This window comes from Ornithinimicrobium carbonis, from assembly GCF_977012275.1.
In genome coordinates this window covers 3,760,354-3,774,680 of record NZ_OZ348993.1, presented here as the reverse complement: position 1 = coordinate 3,774,680, position 14,327 = coordinate 3,760,354, and the positions used below count along the sequence as shown (strand labels likewise).

At 72.6% G+C, this 14,327-nt stretch carries 14 protein-coding genes; 6 read left to right on the top strand and 8 right to left on the bottom strand.

The window, feature by feature from the left end; genetic code table 11:
- Positions 1-60: 60 nt before the first annotated feature.
- Both ACWHYA_RS17305 and ACWHYA_RS17300 read right to left on the bottom strand, forming a co-directional pair.
- Positions 61-522, bottom strand: a complete 462-nt coding sequence (locus ACWHYA_RS17305; protein WP_425940170.1) for a GyrI-like domain-containing protein — start codon at positions 520-522, stop codon at positions 61-63.
- A gap of 186 nt (positions 523-708) precedes the next feature.
- Positions 709-903, bottom strand: a complete 195-nt coding sequence (locus ACWHYA_RS17300; RefSeq protein ID WP_425940172.1) for a hypothetical protein — start codon at positions 901-903, stop codon at positions 709-711.
- Positions 904-1,400: 497 nt separating this feature from the next.
- Here ACWHYA_RS17300 and ACWHYA_RS17295 point away from each other — a divergent pair, with 497 nt between their 5' ends.
- A complete protein-coding gene (locus ACWHYA_RS17295; protein ID WP_425940174.1) occupies positions 1,401-6,239 on the top strand; it encodes an nSTAND1 domain-containing NTPase in 4,839 nt (1,612 codons plus the stop codon).
- A gap of 36 nt (positions 6,240-6,275) precedes the next feature.
- Here the strand turns inward: ACWHYA_RS17295 and ACWHYA_RS17290 are convergent, their stop codons facing one another.
- A complete protein-coding gene (locus ACWHYA_RS17290) occupies positions 6,276-6,845 on the bottom strand; it encodes an NADPH-dependent FMN reductase (RefSeq protein WP_425941008.1) in 570 nt (189 codons plus the stop codon).
- Between the two features lie 444 nt (positions 6,846-7,289).
- Positions 7,290-7,670 carry a pyridoxamine 5'-phosphate oxidase family protein gene (locus tag ACWHYA_RS17285; RefSeq protein ID WP_425940176.1) on the bottom strand — a complete coding sequence of 127 codons (381 nt, stop codon included), beginning with the start codon at positions 7,668-7,670 and terminating at the stop codon, positions 7,290-7,292.
- A 293-nt stretch (positions 7,671-7,963) separates the two neighbouring features.
- Between ACWHYA_RS17285 and ACWHYA_RS17280 the strand changes: the two genes are divergently transcribed.
- A complete protein-coding gene (locus ACWHYA_RS17280) occupies positions 7,964-8,167 on the top strand; it encodes a cold-shock protein (RefSeq protein WP_425940178.1) in 204 nt (67 codons plus the stop codon).
- A 265-nt stretch (positions 8,168-8,432) separates the two neighbouring features.
- Entirely contained in the window at positions 8,433-9,119 is a 687-nt protein-coding gene (locus ACWHYA_RS17275) for a helix-turn-helix transcriptional regulator (protein ID WP_425940180.1), read from the top strand.
- A 13-nt stretch (positions 9,120-9,132) separates the two neighbouring features.
- On the opposite strand, the gene fdxA is transcribed toward ACWHYA_RS17275, so the two are convergent.
- A complete protein-coding gene (gene fdxA, locus ACWHYA_RS17270; RefSeq protein WP_425940182.1) occupies positions 9,133-9,474 on the bottom strand; it encodes a ferredoxin in 342 nt (113 codons plus the stop codon).
- A 68-nt stretch (positions 9,475-9,542) separates the two neighbouring features.
- On the opposite strand from fdxA, the gene ACWHYA_RS17265 reads away from it, so the two are divergent.
- Entirely contained in the window at positions 9,543-10,415 is an 873-nt protein-coding gene (locus ACWHYA_RS17265; RefSeq protein WP_425940184.1) for a hypothetical protein, read from the top strand.
- Positions 10,416-10,546: 131 nt separating this feature from the next.
- Here ACWHYA_RS17265 and ACWHYA_RS17260 read toward each other — a convergent pair whose 3' ends face one another.
- Positions 10,547-11,587 carry an NAD(P)H-binding protein gene (locus tag ACWHYA_RS17260; RefSeq protein ID WP_448095633.1) on the bottom strand — a complete coding sequence of 347 codons (1,041 nt, stop codon included), beginning with the start codon at positions 11,585-11,587 and terminating at the stop codon, positions 10,547-10,549.
- 175 nt (positions 11,588-11,762) lie between these two features.
- On the opposite strand from ACWHYA_RS17260, the gene ACWHYA_RS17255 reads away from it, so the two are divergent.
- Together ACWHYA_RS17255 and ACWHYA_RS17250 are read left to right on the top strand one after the other, a co-directional pair.
- Positions 11,763-12,365 (top strand): helix-turn-helix domain-containing protein, encoded by a 603-nt coding sequence (locus tag ACWHYA_RS17255; protein ID WP_425940188.1) that lies wholly within the window; start codon positions 11,763-11,765, stop codon positions 12,363-12,365.
- The gene (locus ACWHYA_RS17250; protein ID WP_425940190.1) at positions 12,362-13,072 is read left to right on the top strand and encodes a B3/B4 domain-containing protein; all 711 of its coding nucleotides are present in this window, start codon (positions 12,362-12,364) and stop codon (positions 13,070-13,072) included. The genes ACWHYA_RS17255 and ACWHYA_RS17250 overlap by 4 nt, the downstream gene beginning before the upstream one ends.
- A gap of 228 nt (positions 13,073-13,300) precedes the next feature.
- On the opposite strand, the gene ACWHYA_RS17245 is transcribed toward ACWHYA_RS17250, so the two are convergent.
- Positions 13,301-13,918: a DUF305 domain-containing protein gene (locus ACWHYA_RS17245; protein WP_425940192.1), complete on the bottom strand. Its 618-nt coding sequence runs from the start codon at positions 13,916-13,918 to the stop codon at positions 13,301-13,303.
- A gap of 80 nt (positions 13,919-13,998) precedes the next feature.
- Positions 13,999-14,316: an SHOCT domain-containing protein gene (locus ACWHYA_RS17240; RefSeq protein ID WP_425940194.1), complete on the bottom strand. Its 318-nt coding sequence runs from the start codon at positions 14,314-14,316 to the stop codon at positions 13,999-14,001.
- Between the last annotated feature and the right edge of the window lie 11 nt (positions 14,317-14,327).

The following is a 14,327-nucleotide window of genomic DNA, read 5'->3' as shown; positions in this document are numbered from 1 at the left end:
CAGGCCATCACGCCCAGCCGTCAGAGGCCGGGGAACTCGCGGGAGCGAAAGGGCCTTCGCTCAGTCCGCTACCCGCCAGGAGATGAGGGTGCGGGCGGTCTCCCCGGCGTCGGCAGGCGGCTCGGTCAGGTAGCTCTCCCACATGACCTCCCCCGGTCGCAGGCCCTGGTCGTCCATCCACGACATGAGCCGCCGGTAGGCGTCGGGAAGGCCGTCGTAGGACCCCTCGTGGAGCAGCTGGGCCACGCGGCCGCCGGGGAGCTCGGAGGCCGTGACCCCGTGGCTGGGGGTGACAGGGCGGGCCGTCGGGAAGCCCGCGGCGACCTCGACCGCCTCGTCGGGGACGCCGAAGTACTGGGCGAACGGCGGGCCGGTGATCTCCACGTCCTCGTCCATGGCGACCGTCATGACGGCGTGGAACACCCTGCCGAAGAAGTCGGGCAGCTCGCGCATCCGCACCGTGTCCCGGACCACGGCGACGGTGGTCGGCTGCAGGGTGGCGAGTTCAGGAACCGTGGACATGATGACCTCCTGGGGCGACTCCTCCACTCTCCGCCTGTCTGGGTGGCTGCACAATCCCCCGTAGGGGTGGCCGTTCATGGCGGGGCCACGGCGCCCCGGCAGGCCTCCGGCCGCGACGACAGGACGCCGGCCAGGCCTCCGGCCGGGACGACAGGACGCCGTCCCGGCCGGAGGGCTGCTGGAAGGTCAGAGTGTGGGCGCGTGCGCCAGGTGCACCCGGACGAGCAGGTCGTGCCACCACGAGCGGGGCGCGAGCTCCGGCATCGTGGCGGCCGGGGTGCGGCGGCGGGAGGCCTCGCGGTGGCGCAGGTCCGCCTCGGTCAGGCGCTCCCGCTCCTTCGCCATGCTGTGGGCGGCCATGAGGTCGATGTACTGGTTCATGATGTCTCCTTGACGGGTGTGAGGGTGGTGGGAGCGGGTATGCGGTGTCGAGGTGTCACAGGACGTGGCGGGCGAGGCGGTCGGTCGGCTCGGTCAGGAGCCGTCCGGGGGCGGTTCCGACCTGTTCCTGGTGACCGTCAGCGGGCCAGGACCTGCTGAGGTCGGCTGGAGGAACCTCCTGAACGAGGCCGGGGCTCGGAGTGGCGACGCGCTCGGTGGCTGGCGGCCGCTCGACGGTGGCCGGCTGCTGGGCCGGAGTCTCCACCGGGGTCTCCCCGCATGCTCCGAGCGCCAAGGTGCCCGCCAGCAGGGCTGTTGCGAGGAGGGGTACGGGGCTTCTGTCGGTGTTCATCGGTCCGGTCCTTCCGTCGGGGCGGGGCCTGTGCGGTCCCGATGGACCCACCGTGGAGACCGGTGGTATCGGGCCGGCTCCGCCCCGGTATCAGCCCGGTAACAACCCCGTTGACGCTGCGTCAACGGCGGGAGGACGATCACTCATGGACATTCGGGTGCTCGGGGGAGTGGGTCTCGGGGACGGGTCCCGATCGTTGGGTCCTCGCGACCGGGTGGTCCTGGGGGCGCTCGTGGTCCGGCGGGGCGAGGTGGTCAGCGCAGACGCCCTGGCCGACGCCCTCTGGTCCGAGAGGCCGCCGTCGTCCTGGGCCAAGGTCGTGCAGGGGTGCATCGTCCGCCTGCGCCGTGCGCTGGGACCGGAGGCGATCGAGACCCAGGGGCGCGGCTACCGTCTGCGGTCGCCGGCCGAGGAGGTCGACGCGGTCCGCTTCGAGCGACTCGTGGGACGGGCACGGGAGTTCCTGGCGCTCGGCGAGCCCGACCGGGCGGCATACACCGTCGACGAGGCGCTGCAGCTGTGGGCGGGGGACCCGTGGCCCGAGCTGGAGGCCTGGGAACCGGCCCGGATCGAGGCGGATCGGCTCCGGGAGATCCGGTTGTCCGCCGAGGAGCTGCGCCTGGACGCGGCCCTGCAGTCCGGGCGGGTCGAGGAGGTCCTCGCCGAGGTGAGGTCACGGGTCTCGGAGGCCCCGTTGCGGGAGCACCGGTGGGCGTCGTGGGCGCTGGCCCTGTACCAGGCCGGTCGTCAGGGTGACGCTCTCGAGGCGCTGCGCCGGGCCCGGCGGGTCCTCTCGGAGGAGCTGGGGGTAGACCCCGGGCCGGAGCTGGTGTCGATGGAGCAGGCGATCCTCCGCCAGGACGAGTCCCTCCGCGCCTCGACGACCCCCGTCGGGACCTCGGTCTGTCCCTACCAGGGTCTGGTGCCCTACGACGTGGAGGACGCCGAGCACTTCTTCGGTCGCGGTCGTCAGATCCAGGAGGGGCTGGACCGGGTGGAGGCCTCAGGCGTCCTGGCCGTCGTCGGGCCGAGCGGGTCGGGCAAGTCGTCCCTGGTGCGGGCTGGAGTCGCCGCCGCGCTGTGCCGGTTGGGACGGGACGTCGTCATCATCACCCCCGGAACGCATCCGCTCGATGCTCTCGCTGCCGCGGCGGGCAGCACGGGGGAGCCGGTCCTGGTCGTGGACCAGTGCGAGGAGGTCGTCACGCTGTGCGACGACGAGGTCGAGCGGGCGGAGTTCCTGCAGGCTGTCGCCGAGCGTGCCGACCGCTCGCCGGTGGTACTGGCCCTCCGAGCCGACAAGCTGGGAGAGTTCACCCCCTACCCGGAGTTCGTCCGGCTCCTCGAGCGTGGCTTCTACCTGCTGGCGGGCATGGACTCGACCGGGCTCCGCGAGGCGATCGAGTCGCCCGCCCGCCAGGCGGGCCTGCTGTTCGAGCCCGGGCTCGTGGACCTGCTCGTGCGCGAGGTGGAGGGTGAGGCGGGGTCGCTGCCGCTCCTCTCGCACGCGCTGGAGCAGACGTGGGCCCGGCGGGAGGGGTCGACGCTGACGGTGGAGGGCTATCAGGCGACCGGGGGCATCCGGGGGGCGGTGGCCCAGACCGCCGACGCGGTCTACGCGCAGGTGCCCGCAGGGGAGCACCGCGTGCTGCGGGACCTGCTGCTCCGGCTGGTCACGCCCACCCCCGAGGGCGAACCGGTCCGGTCCAGGGTGCCGCGCAGGTCGGTGGCGACCGACGAGGCGCACGAGCGGATGATCGAGACGCTCGTCCGTGCCCGCCTGGTCACCAGTGACGACGGCGTGGTCGAGATCGCCCACGAGTCCCTGGCCCGGGCCTGGCCGCGGCTGCGCGAGTGGCTCGTCGACGACGTGGAGGGTCAACGGATCTGGCGTCACCTCACGACGTCGGCGGAGGCGTGGGACGCCATGGGCCGACCACCCTCCGAGCTGTACCGCGGCGTGCGGCTGGCCCGGGCGCGGGAGTGGCGCGAGCGCTCCGGGGACGACCTGAACGACGCCGAGCGGGACTTCCTGGAGGCCAGCGAGACGGCATACCGCTCGGAGCAGGACAGGGAGCAGCAGGAGGCGGCCCGCCAGGTTCGGGTCAACCGGCGGTTGCGGGCGCTCGTGGCGGGGGTGGCCTCGCTGGCGCTCGTGGCCGTCCTCGTGGGGGCGGTGGCCTTCCGACAGGCGGACCGGGCGGACGCCCAGGCCGCCGAGGCCCGGGCCCAGGCGGGGCAGGCCCGTGCCCACGAGCTGTCCGCGTCGGCGGTCGGTGCGATCGGCCAGTCTCCCGGACTGGCCAAGCTCCTGGCGGTCTCCGCCGCCATGACCGCACCGATGACCGTGGAGACCAGCAGGGTGCTGCACCAGGTCTGGGCGGCCGACGACACCGTCGCCCGGCACACGCACCCCGTCGAGGTGGACGGCGGACTGTCCCTGCACCCCGACGGGACCCTGCTGGCGATGTCCGGGGTGTGGTTCGACCAGGGAGCCCGGAGCCTGCAGGTGGTCGACCCTCTCACCGGGGACGACGTCTGGTCGTACGAGCTCCCGAGCGACCCCGGTCACGACGCGGCATACGTCATGGTGCCCAACTTCTCGCCCGACGGGCAGCTGCTCGCCGGAGGGATCGTCTGGGAGCCGCACCAGGGGGGTCGTCCAGGGTGGGTCAGGGAGGAGGGCCAGGGGGCGCCGGAGGACCTCCTCGGGGGCTACCTCTGGGACGCCGCGACCGGTGAGGTCGTCGAGCGGGTCGATCTCGGACCCTGCGGTGGAGTCGTCATGCAGGTGACCGAGGCCACCCTGCTGGCCCGGGCGCGCACGGACGGCGCCGACAACGGGTGTGCCGAGTTCTACGAGGACGAGACCGGGGGTGCGGACGTCATTCTCGTCGACCGGGAGACCGGGAAGCGGACCACCCTGCCAGCGGGCCCGGCCGTCTGGGGCGTGGTCGCGACGCTGAGCGCCGACGGTCGCACGGTCGCCTATGCCGAGCCGGAGCCGTCCGCGGTCGTGGTCATGGACGTGGAGACGGGCGAGGAGCTCATGCGCGCGGAGACGCGCACCCCCGAGCTGTGGGCCTTCGCCGAGGACGCGTCGTTCGTCGTGGTGTCGATCGAACCGATGGAGGTCTGGGACGTCGGGAGCGGCGAGCTCGTCGCGACCTACAACGGGCATGACGCCGTCGTCAACCACGCCTCGTTGGTGCCCGGCACGGAGACGATCGTGAGCAGCGGGAACGACGGGTCGCTGCACCAGTGGGAGGCACGCACCGGCAGGGAGGTCGAGGTGTACCCGGGTGCGGGGAACAAGTCGGCGACGGCATCGGGGAACGGGCTGCTCGCGGTCGTGCGCGACGACGGAGGGGTGCAGGTGGTGGACACCACCCTGCGGGGCGAGCTCGCCGAGATGCCCACCTGTCCCGCCTTCGTCTTCTCCGACTCCCTCAACGCCTCGGTCGAGAAGGACCTGGTGACTCTGGGGTTGGCCTGTGACGATGCCAAGAACTCCACGACCCTGGCCTACCGCCCGAGCACGGGGGAGCAGATCTTCTCCCTGTCCGGTCATCAGGGACAGGTCACCTCGATCTCTCCCGACGGGACCCGTTGGTTCCGTCAGGACGGGACGGGCGTGGCGCGACCCGGTGAGCCCCCCGCGACCGTCGACAGGGCGGTCCTGCGGGACAGCCGGGCGGGGGACGTCCTGGTCGTGCTCGAGGGGACGTGCAGCTACCTTGTCAACACGGACTACTCCGCCTGCGCAGAGTTCCCCGAGACGCCGTTCGACCTGTGGGCCTGGGAGGTCGCGTGGTCTCCCGACGGAAAGCTCCTGGCGGCGACCGTCCAGTCGGAGGCGTTCGCTCCCGCCTCGGGGGTGGCGGTGTGGGACGCCACCACCGGCGATCTGGTCCACGCCGGGCCGGTGCTGGAGGAGCACGACTTCGACGACGTGGCCCGCGACCTCATCTTCACCCCCGACGGGACAGGACTGCTGGTCTCCCTCGAGGACGGCCAGGTTCTGCGCCTCGACACCACGACCTGGGCGGTGCAGGCCTCCGGTCGCCTGACGACGGACCGTGCCGGGGTCCTCGGCTTCGCCGCCCAAGGAGACCTCATCGCCATGGGCCGCTACCGGGCGCAGGATCTCGGCGCAACCCTGGAGTGGATGGATCCCGTGACGCTCGAGGTCACCCGCACCGTCCGTGACGTGCACGACGGGTCGGTGCGGGCCGGCTCGATCGACCCCGGCGGGACCCGGCTGGCGACGGCCAGCTGGGACGGCACGGTGCGGGTGTGGGACCTCGGGACCGGTGTCCTGGTGCACGAGGTGGCGTTCGAGGAGTCACAGCCGCAGGCGACGGCCTGGGTGGGGGAGCACGACGTCGCCGTGGCCTTCGCCACCGGCGACGCCGTCGTGGTCACCGTCGACCCCGAGGAGCTGCTCCAGCTCGTGCGCTCCTCCCTGACCCGTGGCTACACCCAGACGGAGTGCGAGACCTACGGCTTCGACCGGGACTGCCCGGTGCTGGCCGAGATGCGCGGCCTGCGACCGGGGGGCACGGACCCGGCCGGGCTGACGGGGACCTACGCCCTGTCCTGGACGACGGAGGAGCTGCAGGGCGCGTTCGTGGACGGCGTGGGGTCGACGCTCGCCGTAGACCAGGACGAGGTGGCGGCGGAGGAGGTGCTGGCGCGGGCGGAGCAGCTGGCCGGGGACTACACCCTGACCCTGGAGGGGCCGCGCTACGAGCTCCGACGGGACGGACAGGTGGAGCCGGACTGCGTCGGCAGCGTGGAGGTCGACGACGCCGTCCTGCGGCTGGGTGCCGAGCGCGGCGCCCGCTGCGCGGCATACACCCTCCTCGAGGCTCCGTTCCGGCTCGAGGAGGACCGGCTCCACCTGCAGGCCGACGGTTTCGTCGGCCCCTGGTGGGAGCGGCTCACGTGGACGACGCGCCCGCTGGAGCGGGTGGAGGGGTGACCTGGCCCTGATGGTGCGGGCGGGTGCGGGCCTCGATCAGCGTCGAGGCAGCACCGTCAGCACCCGCTGGACGTGGTCGCGGAACTCCTGCATGAAGTCGGTGAGGATCTTCTCCAGCTCCGGGTCCTTGACCTCCCCGTCCTCGCCGTAGGCCTCGGGGTTGAACTGGATGTAGGCCTCGGGGGCCGTCATCTGCCGTGCGTTGCAGAAGCTGAGGACCCCGCGCAGCCCCTGCTGCGCCACCGCGGTGCCGATGCCGCCGGGGGAGGCGCCGATCACGGCCGCCGGGACGTGGTCGAAGGAGTTCTCACCGTAGGGGCGTGAGGCCCAGTCGATGGCGTTCATCAGCGCACCGGGGATGGAGCGGTTGTACTCCGGCGTGACGAACAGGACCGCGTCCGAGGCCGCGATGGCCTCCTTCATCGCCACGGCCTCGTCCGGGTAGTCGGAGTCGAGGTCGCGGTTGTACAGGGGCAGGTCGTCGATGCGGATCTCGGTGAAGTGCAGGTCCTTGGGCGCGACCTTGATGAGCGCCTCGCAGAGGGTCCGGTTGATGGACTCCGAGGACAGGCTGCCGATGAAGTAGCCGACGTTGTACGTCACGATGACCTCCTGGTGCTGGGGGGGTGCGCCCCGGTGCCGGGACGCACCCTCAGCCTGACAGAGATCGGGCTGGTCGCGCGATCGTCAGCCTCATGGCCAGCGCAACGCCCCTCCGGAGTCCGGAGGGGCGCTGCGCGGGTGGGTCAGAGTCGGCGCCGACCCCCGACGAGGCGGCCCAGGAGTCCGCCGACCCCGGACCGGCCGGCCGTTCCGCCGGGCGCGGTGCCACGGCCGACTCCTGCGGCGCGGGTGCCGCGGCGGGACCCCCCGGTCGCACGGCTGAGCAGTCCTGAGATGAGTCCCATGTGCTTCTCCTTCGGCTGGTGGGCGGTGTCCGTCAAGGGAACACCAGTCGCGCCGCGCCCGCCAGCGGAGTCGCCCCGGCCCGCAAGCGAGGGCGGTGGGCCAGGCGGCGGCGCGGATCTGGGAGCCGGGTGCCTTCGGGGCTCAGACGGGACGGCAGTCGTGCCCGCAGCCTCCGTCGTGCGTATGCGGTGCTCCTCCGGCCCCGGCGTGGTCGGCCGGGCGGTGCAGGACGGCCCGGGACGGCTCGAGCCGGAAGCCGTCGTCCGTGCTGACCGCGGTGCCGTCGACGATGAGCGAATATCCTCGCGGCTCGGCCGGCGGGAACAGCAGCGTCGCCGCCGGGTTGTCCGCGAGGTTGCGGGCGCTGCCGTTGCTGGGCACCGGAACCAGGACGTGCCCGCCCACGACGTGCGCGGTGACCGTGACGGCCTTGACGGCGCCGCCGGAGGTCGTCAGCAGGTAGCCGTACGGGTGGTCCGCCAGGGCGGTGGCCAGCTGGTCCAGATCGACGACGATGCTCATGGGCCCACTGTGCCACCGCGGGAAGGCGCGTGCGGGGGTCGGTCCGGGAGGGGTGCGGGTCCGGCCGGGGGCGTCCTGAGAGGTTTTCCACCGGGCGCACCTCGGCGTGTCCAGAAGGTGCGCCTCGGCGTTCTGGCCCTCGCCGTGCTAGCGTCATATCGACCCGTCGTACCAACGTCCTGCGAGGTCTTCGTGCCCCAGGTGGGTCGGAGCTCCTCTTCGTGGACGTTTGCGGGGGTCCGGAGGCGCGCACACGTGGGCCCCGACAAGCGATCAAGATTGAGGCAGCACCAGTGGCTACAGGCACCGTGAAGTGGTTCAACTCCGAGAAGGGCTTCGGCTTCATCGAGCAGGACGGCGGAGGCGCGGACGTGTTCGTGCACTACTCGGCCATCGAGAGCTCGGGTTACCGTGAGCTCCAGGAGGGTCAGAAGGTCGAGTTCGACGTCACGCAGGGCCCCAAGGGCCCGCAGGCGGAGCAGGTCCGGTCCCTCTGAGCTGACCACGACCGCATGCACCAGGAAGCCCCGCGCGATCTGCGCGGGGCTTCCTGCTGTCTCCGGCCGGCCCGGGGTGGGGGCGGACCCTCTGACCGCTCTGCCGGGGGCTCGGCCCGGCCGACGATGATCGAGCTGTCCGCGCGCGAGGCCGTCCGGGCCGACCTGGGCTCGCTGGCCAGGTTCCTCGGCCTCGACCTCAGAAGCAGGAGCAGGACCGCCGAGGGCGGTGAGGGCGCGTTTTTCCCCTGCGTATGCTGGGGAAATGCCGACCGATGAGCCGATCGACCGGGCCAGGGGCCGCGCCGGGGCCCGGCGCTCGGACATCCTCCAGGCGCTGCGTGCCTCCCGGCATGGTCGTGGCATTCGGGACCTGGCGGCCGCGACCGGCCTGCACGAGAACACCGTCCGCTTCCACCTCGACCGGCTCGTCGCCGACGGTCTGGTGGACCGGACGAGCAGCGCGGCGACCGGTCCCGGGCGGCCGCCGCTGACCTACGTCGCCCGTCGGGAGCCGGACGAGGCGCGGGACAACTACGCCCTCATCGCCACGGTCCTGGGCGACGCGCTGGCGGGGTCGACCGCGGACCCGGCCGCGGCCGCCCGGGAGTCCGGGCGAGCCTGGGGCCGGGGGCGCCTCGGGAGGGCCGTCCCGACGGAGACGGACGGATGGTCGTGGGAGGCGGCCCTGGACCGGCTCGTCGTGGTGCAGCAGGACGAGGGGTTCGCCCCGGAGGTGGACGACGGCCCAGGAGGCGCCGTCCTGCGGGTGCACCACTGCCCCTTCCTCGCGCTGTCGCGGCAGGACCGCACGCTGCCCTGCTCGGTGCACCTGGGGCTCATCGAGGGAGTGCTCGGGGAGGCCGGGACGGTCGAACGGCTCGAGCCCTTCGTCACCCCGTCCCTGTGCCTGGCCCACCTCTCGCCGGCAGGCGCCGACACCCGCGCCTGACCTTCGGGGTCGCTCAGGCCTGCGGCGGGCTGGCGGCCACCAGCGGCGTGTCCAGGCCGAGCGCCCCGACGGCCGCGGCGCCACCGGGGGAGCCGATCGGCTCCTCCCGGCCCGGCAGCTGCTCGAAGAAGAAGTCGGCGTTGTCCTTCAAGTATGGCGTGAACTCCGCCGGTAGGTCGTCCTCGTAGTAGATGGCCTCGACCGGGCACACCGGCTCGCAGGCACCGCAGTCCACGCACTCGTCGGGATGGATGTAGAGCGCCCGCTCACCCTCGTAGATGCAGTCGACGGGGCACTCCTCGACACAGGCGCGGTCGACGACGTCGATGCACGGCTGGGCGATGACGTAGGTCATGACGGACTCCTTCGCTCGGGCGGGGGCACCCGCTTCCTTTTACACGATAACTCTAGTAGAAATACATCATGAAGAACCAGCAGCGGGTCGCCCCCACCCACGTCTTCCACCGTCGGCACAACACGATGCCCCGGAGCCCCCGGCCCTCCTTCCCCGCCTTCGGCCGGTCAGCGGGGCGCCCCGTCCGCCCGGTGGGCCACCTGCGGACCTCCGCCGACAGGGCGCCCCGCCACGAGATCCCGGTGGGAACGGCCGGCGGTCCGGCGCTCCTGCTCGCCGACCTGACCTCGCCGTGGGCCTACCTGGCCCACCTGAGGCTGGGCGCCCGGGCGGCGCAGGTGGCGCAGACGTCGCCGGGCGCGGACGGCTCCCACGACTCCGACCATCCCGACGGCGGGCCCCTGTGGTGGGCGGTGCGTCCCTCGACCTCCGTGCCGCTGGCCGGGTTGCGCACGCCCGGTCCGGTGCGCGAGGAGCTGCGCCGGGAGCTGGCGGAGGTCCGGGAGGTCGCCCTCGACGGTGAGGAGATCCCCGACGACGTCCCCGCCGTCCTGCCGCACCCGCGGCCGGTCGCCGCCGCCTACGCCGAGGGGGTCGAGCTGGGCCGCGGCCCGCAGGTGCTGGCCCTGCTGCTGCGGTCCTACTGGCTCGAGGGCCGCGACATCGGCGATCCCGAGGTCCTGCGCCGGCTGCTGCCGAGGGTCCTCGTGGACGACCTCGCGCCCTGCACCGGCGACCCCCGCCGCGAGTGGGGGTACGTCGTCTCGCCGGCCCGGGAGCCGCTGTCGGACGGGGCCTACCACCTCCTGGAGCGGTGGCAGCAGCGCTGGGTCGAGGAAGGGCGGCCCGGCCCGATCGCGCTCGTCGACCGGACCGGTGCCCGCACCGGCCTCGCGGCGCTGCAGGAGCTGCAACCGACCCGCGTGGCCGCCGCCTCCTGACCGCCAGGCCCTGGCCGGGAGGCCCTGGTCGGTAGTCGCTGGTCGGGAGGCCCTGATCGGTAGTCCCTGATCCGGGCGCTTCCTGACCGGGAGGCCCCTGCCCCGAGCGCCTGGCCCGGGCTTGCTGACCTCTACTCGGGCCTCACCCGGTCCACGACCCCCTGGACGGTGTCCATCGCCCGGGCCAGCAGCGGCTGGTCCTTGCCCCCGGCCGCCCACGAGGGATCCTGCGGCATCGGCCCCATCGGGTCGGCCGTGGCCGGATCGGCGGCGGACTCCTCGCGCGGGTCGCCCAGCGAGCGGCGCACGGACTCGTCCAACCCCATCAACGCATACCCCTCCGGCAGCAGGTCGCGGCGGAAGTCCTCCTCGGCGCAGACCATGTCGTGGTGCAGGCTCTCGACCAGGGCCTCCACGGTGGGCGTGGGCACGTCGGTGAGGCTGCCGGCCAGGGTCCCCACGAGGTCGGTGGGCAGGAAGGGCACCTCCACCTGGGGGCGCTCCAGGCCCGCGACGGTGGCGTACCGGTCCAGCAGCTCGGCGTACGGCACGCGGTCGGGCCCGCCGATGTCGTAGCTGCGGGTGCCCACCTCGGCCGACAGCGCCCCCACGAGCGCCTCGATGGCGTCGACGACGGCGATCGGCTGGACGTCGGAGTTCATCCACGTCGGCACGGTCTGCAGCGGCATGCGCTCGCTGACCTGACGGATGATCTCGAAGGAGGTGGACCCGCTGCCCATGAGGACGGCCGCCCGCAGGGTGATCGCGGTCGCGGGGGTGGAGCTGAGGATCTCCTCCACCTGCAGCCGGGAGCTGATGTGCTCGCTGAGCTCGTCCTCGTCGACCGGCGGCACGATCCCGGACAGGTAGACCACGCGTTCGGTGCCGTGCTTCGTCAGAGCCCGGGCCACGTGCTGGGCGGCCTCGCGGTCCTTCTGCGCGAAGTCGTCGCCCCCGCCCATCCCGTGGATGAGGTAGTAGACCGCATCGACCCCCTCGATCGCCGCGTCGACCTGGTCGGCGTCCTTGATGTCCATCTCCACGGTCTCGACCCGGTCGGAGAACCACGGCCCCTCCTTGGACGGGTCGTGCGTCGTGGTGCGCACCTCGTGCCCCTCGTCGAGCAGCCGCGGCACGAGCCGCCCGCCGACGTAGCCGGTCGCGCCGGTCACCAGAACCTTCATGCGTGTCCCATCCCTTCGAGCCTCCCGAACGGTCAGGCGTCAGTATGGCTCAGCGCACCAGCCCGGGCACCCGCGGCCGCGGCGCCGGCAGGGGCGAGCAAGGTGTCGCGTAGCGCCCCTGGCTCCGCGTGAGTGCACGAACTAGTGCACTATGCTGCACTTCATGGACGAACAGGCCGCCGAGCTCGCCGTCGCCGTCGGCGCCCGGGTGCGCCGCGAGCGGCAGGACCGGCGCTGGACGCTGGACCGGCTCGCCGACGCGTCCGGGCTGAGCCGGCGGATGGTCGTCAACGTCGAGCAGGGCGCGGCCAACCCCAGCGTCGGCACGCTGCTCCGGCTGGCCGACGCCCTCGGACTCGGCCTGCCGACCCTCGTCGAGCCGCCGCACGGCCGCGCGGACGTCGCACTCACCCGTGCCGGCGAGGGGGCGACCCTGTGGACCGGGGAGCACGGGGGCCGCGGCGTCCTGGTCGCCGGAACCCGGCCGCCAGACGTGCTGGAGCTATGGGACTGGACCCTCGCGCCGGGCGACGTCCACGCGACCGAGGCCCACGCCGCCGGGACCACCGAGCTGCTGCACGTGCTCGACGGCCAGGTCCTGCTCGAGGTCGACGGCACCACCCACGAACTCGCGACCGGTGACGCCGCGACCTTTCGCGGCGACCTCCCGCACGCCTACCGCAACGTGCACGACATACCCGCCCGCTTCTCCCTGGCCGTCCTCGAACCGGGGGTCGGCCCCACCACCCCAGGAGGCACCCGTTGACCCCCACCGCCGAGGACCTGCTCGCCCGCGCATCCGTCACCGATGAGGTGCTCGCGCTGTTGCCGGACTACCGCGCCCTGCTCGTCGTCGTCGACGGGATCGTCCCCGCGGCCGGGGACAGCGGCAGCGAGGCACTGCTCGTCGCCGCCGAGGAGCACGCCCGGGGGCTGCTCGAGCACACCCCGGTCGACGCGCTGCCGCACGTGGCGGCGTGGCGCGAGGCCTACCGCGCCTTCGGGGCCAAGCCCCAGCGCACCCGCAACAGCCTGGAGGCGCTGACCCGTCGCGCGCCCCAGGGTCTGCCGCGGGTCAACCGGCTGACGGACGTCTACAACGCGGTGTCGGTGCTGCACCAGCTGCCGCTGGGCGGGGAGGACCTGGACCGGTACGCCGGTCCGCCCCGGCTGCTGCGGGCGACGGGGACCGAGCCGTTCGACGCGACGGCGGAGGGGGAGGCGGTGGTGGAGCATCCCGAGCCCGGCGAGGTCGTGTGGACCGACGACGCCGGCGTGACCTGCCGACGGTGGAACTGGCGTCAGGCCCGCCGCACCCAGCTGCACGACGGCACGACCACGGCGCTCTTCATCCTCGACGCGCTCGGCCCGATGGACGACGACGCGCTCACCGCCGCGGCCGACGACCTCGTGGGGCACCTGGCCGAGGGCTCGGCGGTCCGCAGCTGGCGGCGGCTGCTGGGCGCCGGTTGAGGCTTCGTCGGGTCTGGGCGAGGTCCGTCCGGTGTGCTGGTGTCTTGTTGCGGCGGTGCGTGCTGAGGTCTGATGCGGTGTGCTGGTGTCTCGTTGCGGCGGTGCGTGCTCAGGGCTCCTGCGGTCTGCGCTGAGGTCTCGTCCGGTTTGCACAGGCCCTCACGACGTTTCCGCAGGTCACGCTCCGTGGCATCCGGGCAAACTGGACGACACCTTCCTCGGTGAGCGTCAGGGGGTGAGCTCGGGCACCGGGCGCTGCTCGGCCTCCTCCGAGGAGGTCACGACGCCGTTCTCCTCGATGTCGTCGACGAGCCACTTCATCTCGGCGATCTCCTTGCGCTGGGCCTCGATGATCTCGTCGGCCAGCTCGCGCACGCGCACGTCGTCGATGTCGGCACGCTCGCTGGTGAGGATGGCGATCGAGTGGTGGGGGATCATCCCGTCCATGTAGGCCTGGTCGTCGACGAAGGTCTGCGAGCGGGCCAGCCACAGCGCGGTCAGGCCCAGGACGAGCGCACCCGCCATGATGGCGAGGTTGACCGCGACGTTCTTGTACATCATTCCCCACATGAACGCCAGCATGATGATGGCCATGGCCGAGCCCATGATGAGGGCCATGTACACCCGCATCTCGCTGAACGTCACGTGCGCCCAGGTCCACGTGTTGGTGTAGGTCAGCAGGAACATCGTCACCGTCGAGGTGGTGATCATCGCGGCGAAGATGAGGTACATCTTGCGCTCGTGCTTCTTGTGCTGGTCCTGCGCGGACTGCTCGTGGGACTGGTCGGACTGCTCGTGGGGTGAGGACTCGTGGGACTGGTCGTGCTGCTCGTGCGGGGTGGACATGCGGGTCCTTCCTCAGGGGGGTCACCGGTGGTGCGGTCAGGGGTGCGCCTCAGCGGGTGCACCGTCAGGCTAGGTCGCTCTCAGTCGTCGGGCTCGGCGAGGCGTCGGCGTCGTTCCTGGTAGTCCTGCTCGTCGATCTCGCCGCGGGCGTAGCACTCGTCGAGGATCCGGCGCGCCGCGGACCCCCCGCCGGAGGCGCTCGCCTCGTCGGCCTCGTGCGCCGGTGGCTGCGGGGGTGGCTGCGGGGGTGGCTGCTCGACCGGCCCACGCGTGCGGGCCCGGTCGCCGACGGAGCGGACCAGCAGCGCCACGAGGGCGACGACGGCGATGATGACCAGGAGCCACACGAGCCACATCCAGCCCATGCCCATACCCATGCCCCATCCGTCGCCGTACATGATGTCTCCTT

Bases quoted from the DNA above. Each gene is read 5' to 3' on its own strand.
- ACWHYA_RS17305 (WP_425940170.1), bottom strand. From the start codon at position 522: ATGTCCACGGTTCCTGAACTCGCCACCCTGCAGCCGACCACCGTCGCC.
- ACWHYA_RS17300 (WP_425940172.1), bottom strand. From the start codon at position 903: ATGAACCAGTACATCGACCTCATGGCCGCCCACAGCATGGCGAAGGAG.
- ACWHYA_RS17295 (WP_425940174.1), top strand. From the start codon at position 1,401: ATGGACATTCGGGTGCTCGGGGGAGTGGGTCTCGGGGACGGGTCCCGA.
- ACWHYA_RS17285 (WP_425940176.1), bottom strand. From the start codon at position 7,670: ATGAGCATCGTCGTCGATCTGGACCAGCTGGCCACCGCCCTGGCGGAC.
- ACWHYA_RS17275 (WP_425940180.1), top strand. From the start codon at position 8,433: ATGCCGACCGATGAGCCGATCGACCGGGCCAGGGGCCGCGCCGGGGCC.
- fdxA (WP_425940182.1), bottom strand. From the start codon at position 9,474: ATGACCTACGTCATCGCCCAGCCGTGCATCGACGTCGTCGACCGCGCC.
- ACWHYA_RS17265 (WP_425940184.1), top strand. From the start codon at position 9,543: ATGAAGAACCAGCAGCGGGTCGCCCCCACCCACGTCTTCCACCGTCGG.
- ACWHYA_RS17255 (WP_425940188.1), top strand. From the start codon at position 11,763: ATGGACGAACAGGCCGCCGAGCTCGCCGTCGCCGTCGGCGCCCGGGTG.
- ACWHYA_RS17245 (WP_425940192.1), bottom strand. From the start codon at position 13,918: ATGTCCACCCCGCACGAGCAGCACGACCAGTCCCACGAGTCCTCACCC.
- ACWHYA_RS17240 (WP_425940194.1), bottom strand. From the start codon at position 14,316: ATGTACGGCGACGGATGGGGCATGGGTATGGGCATGGGCTGGATGTGG.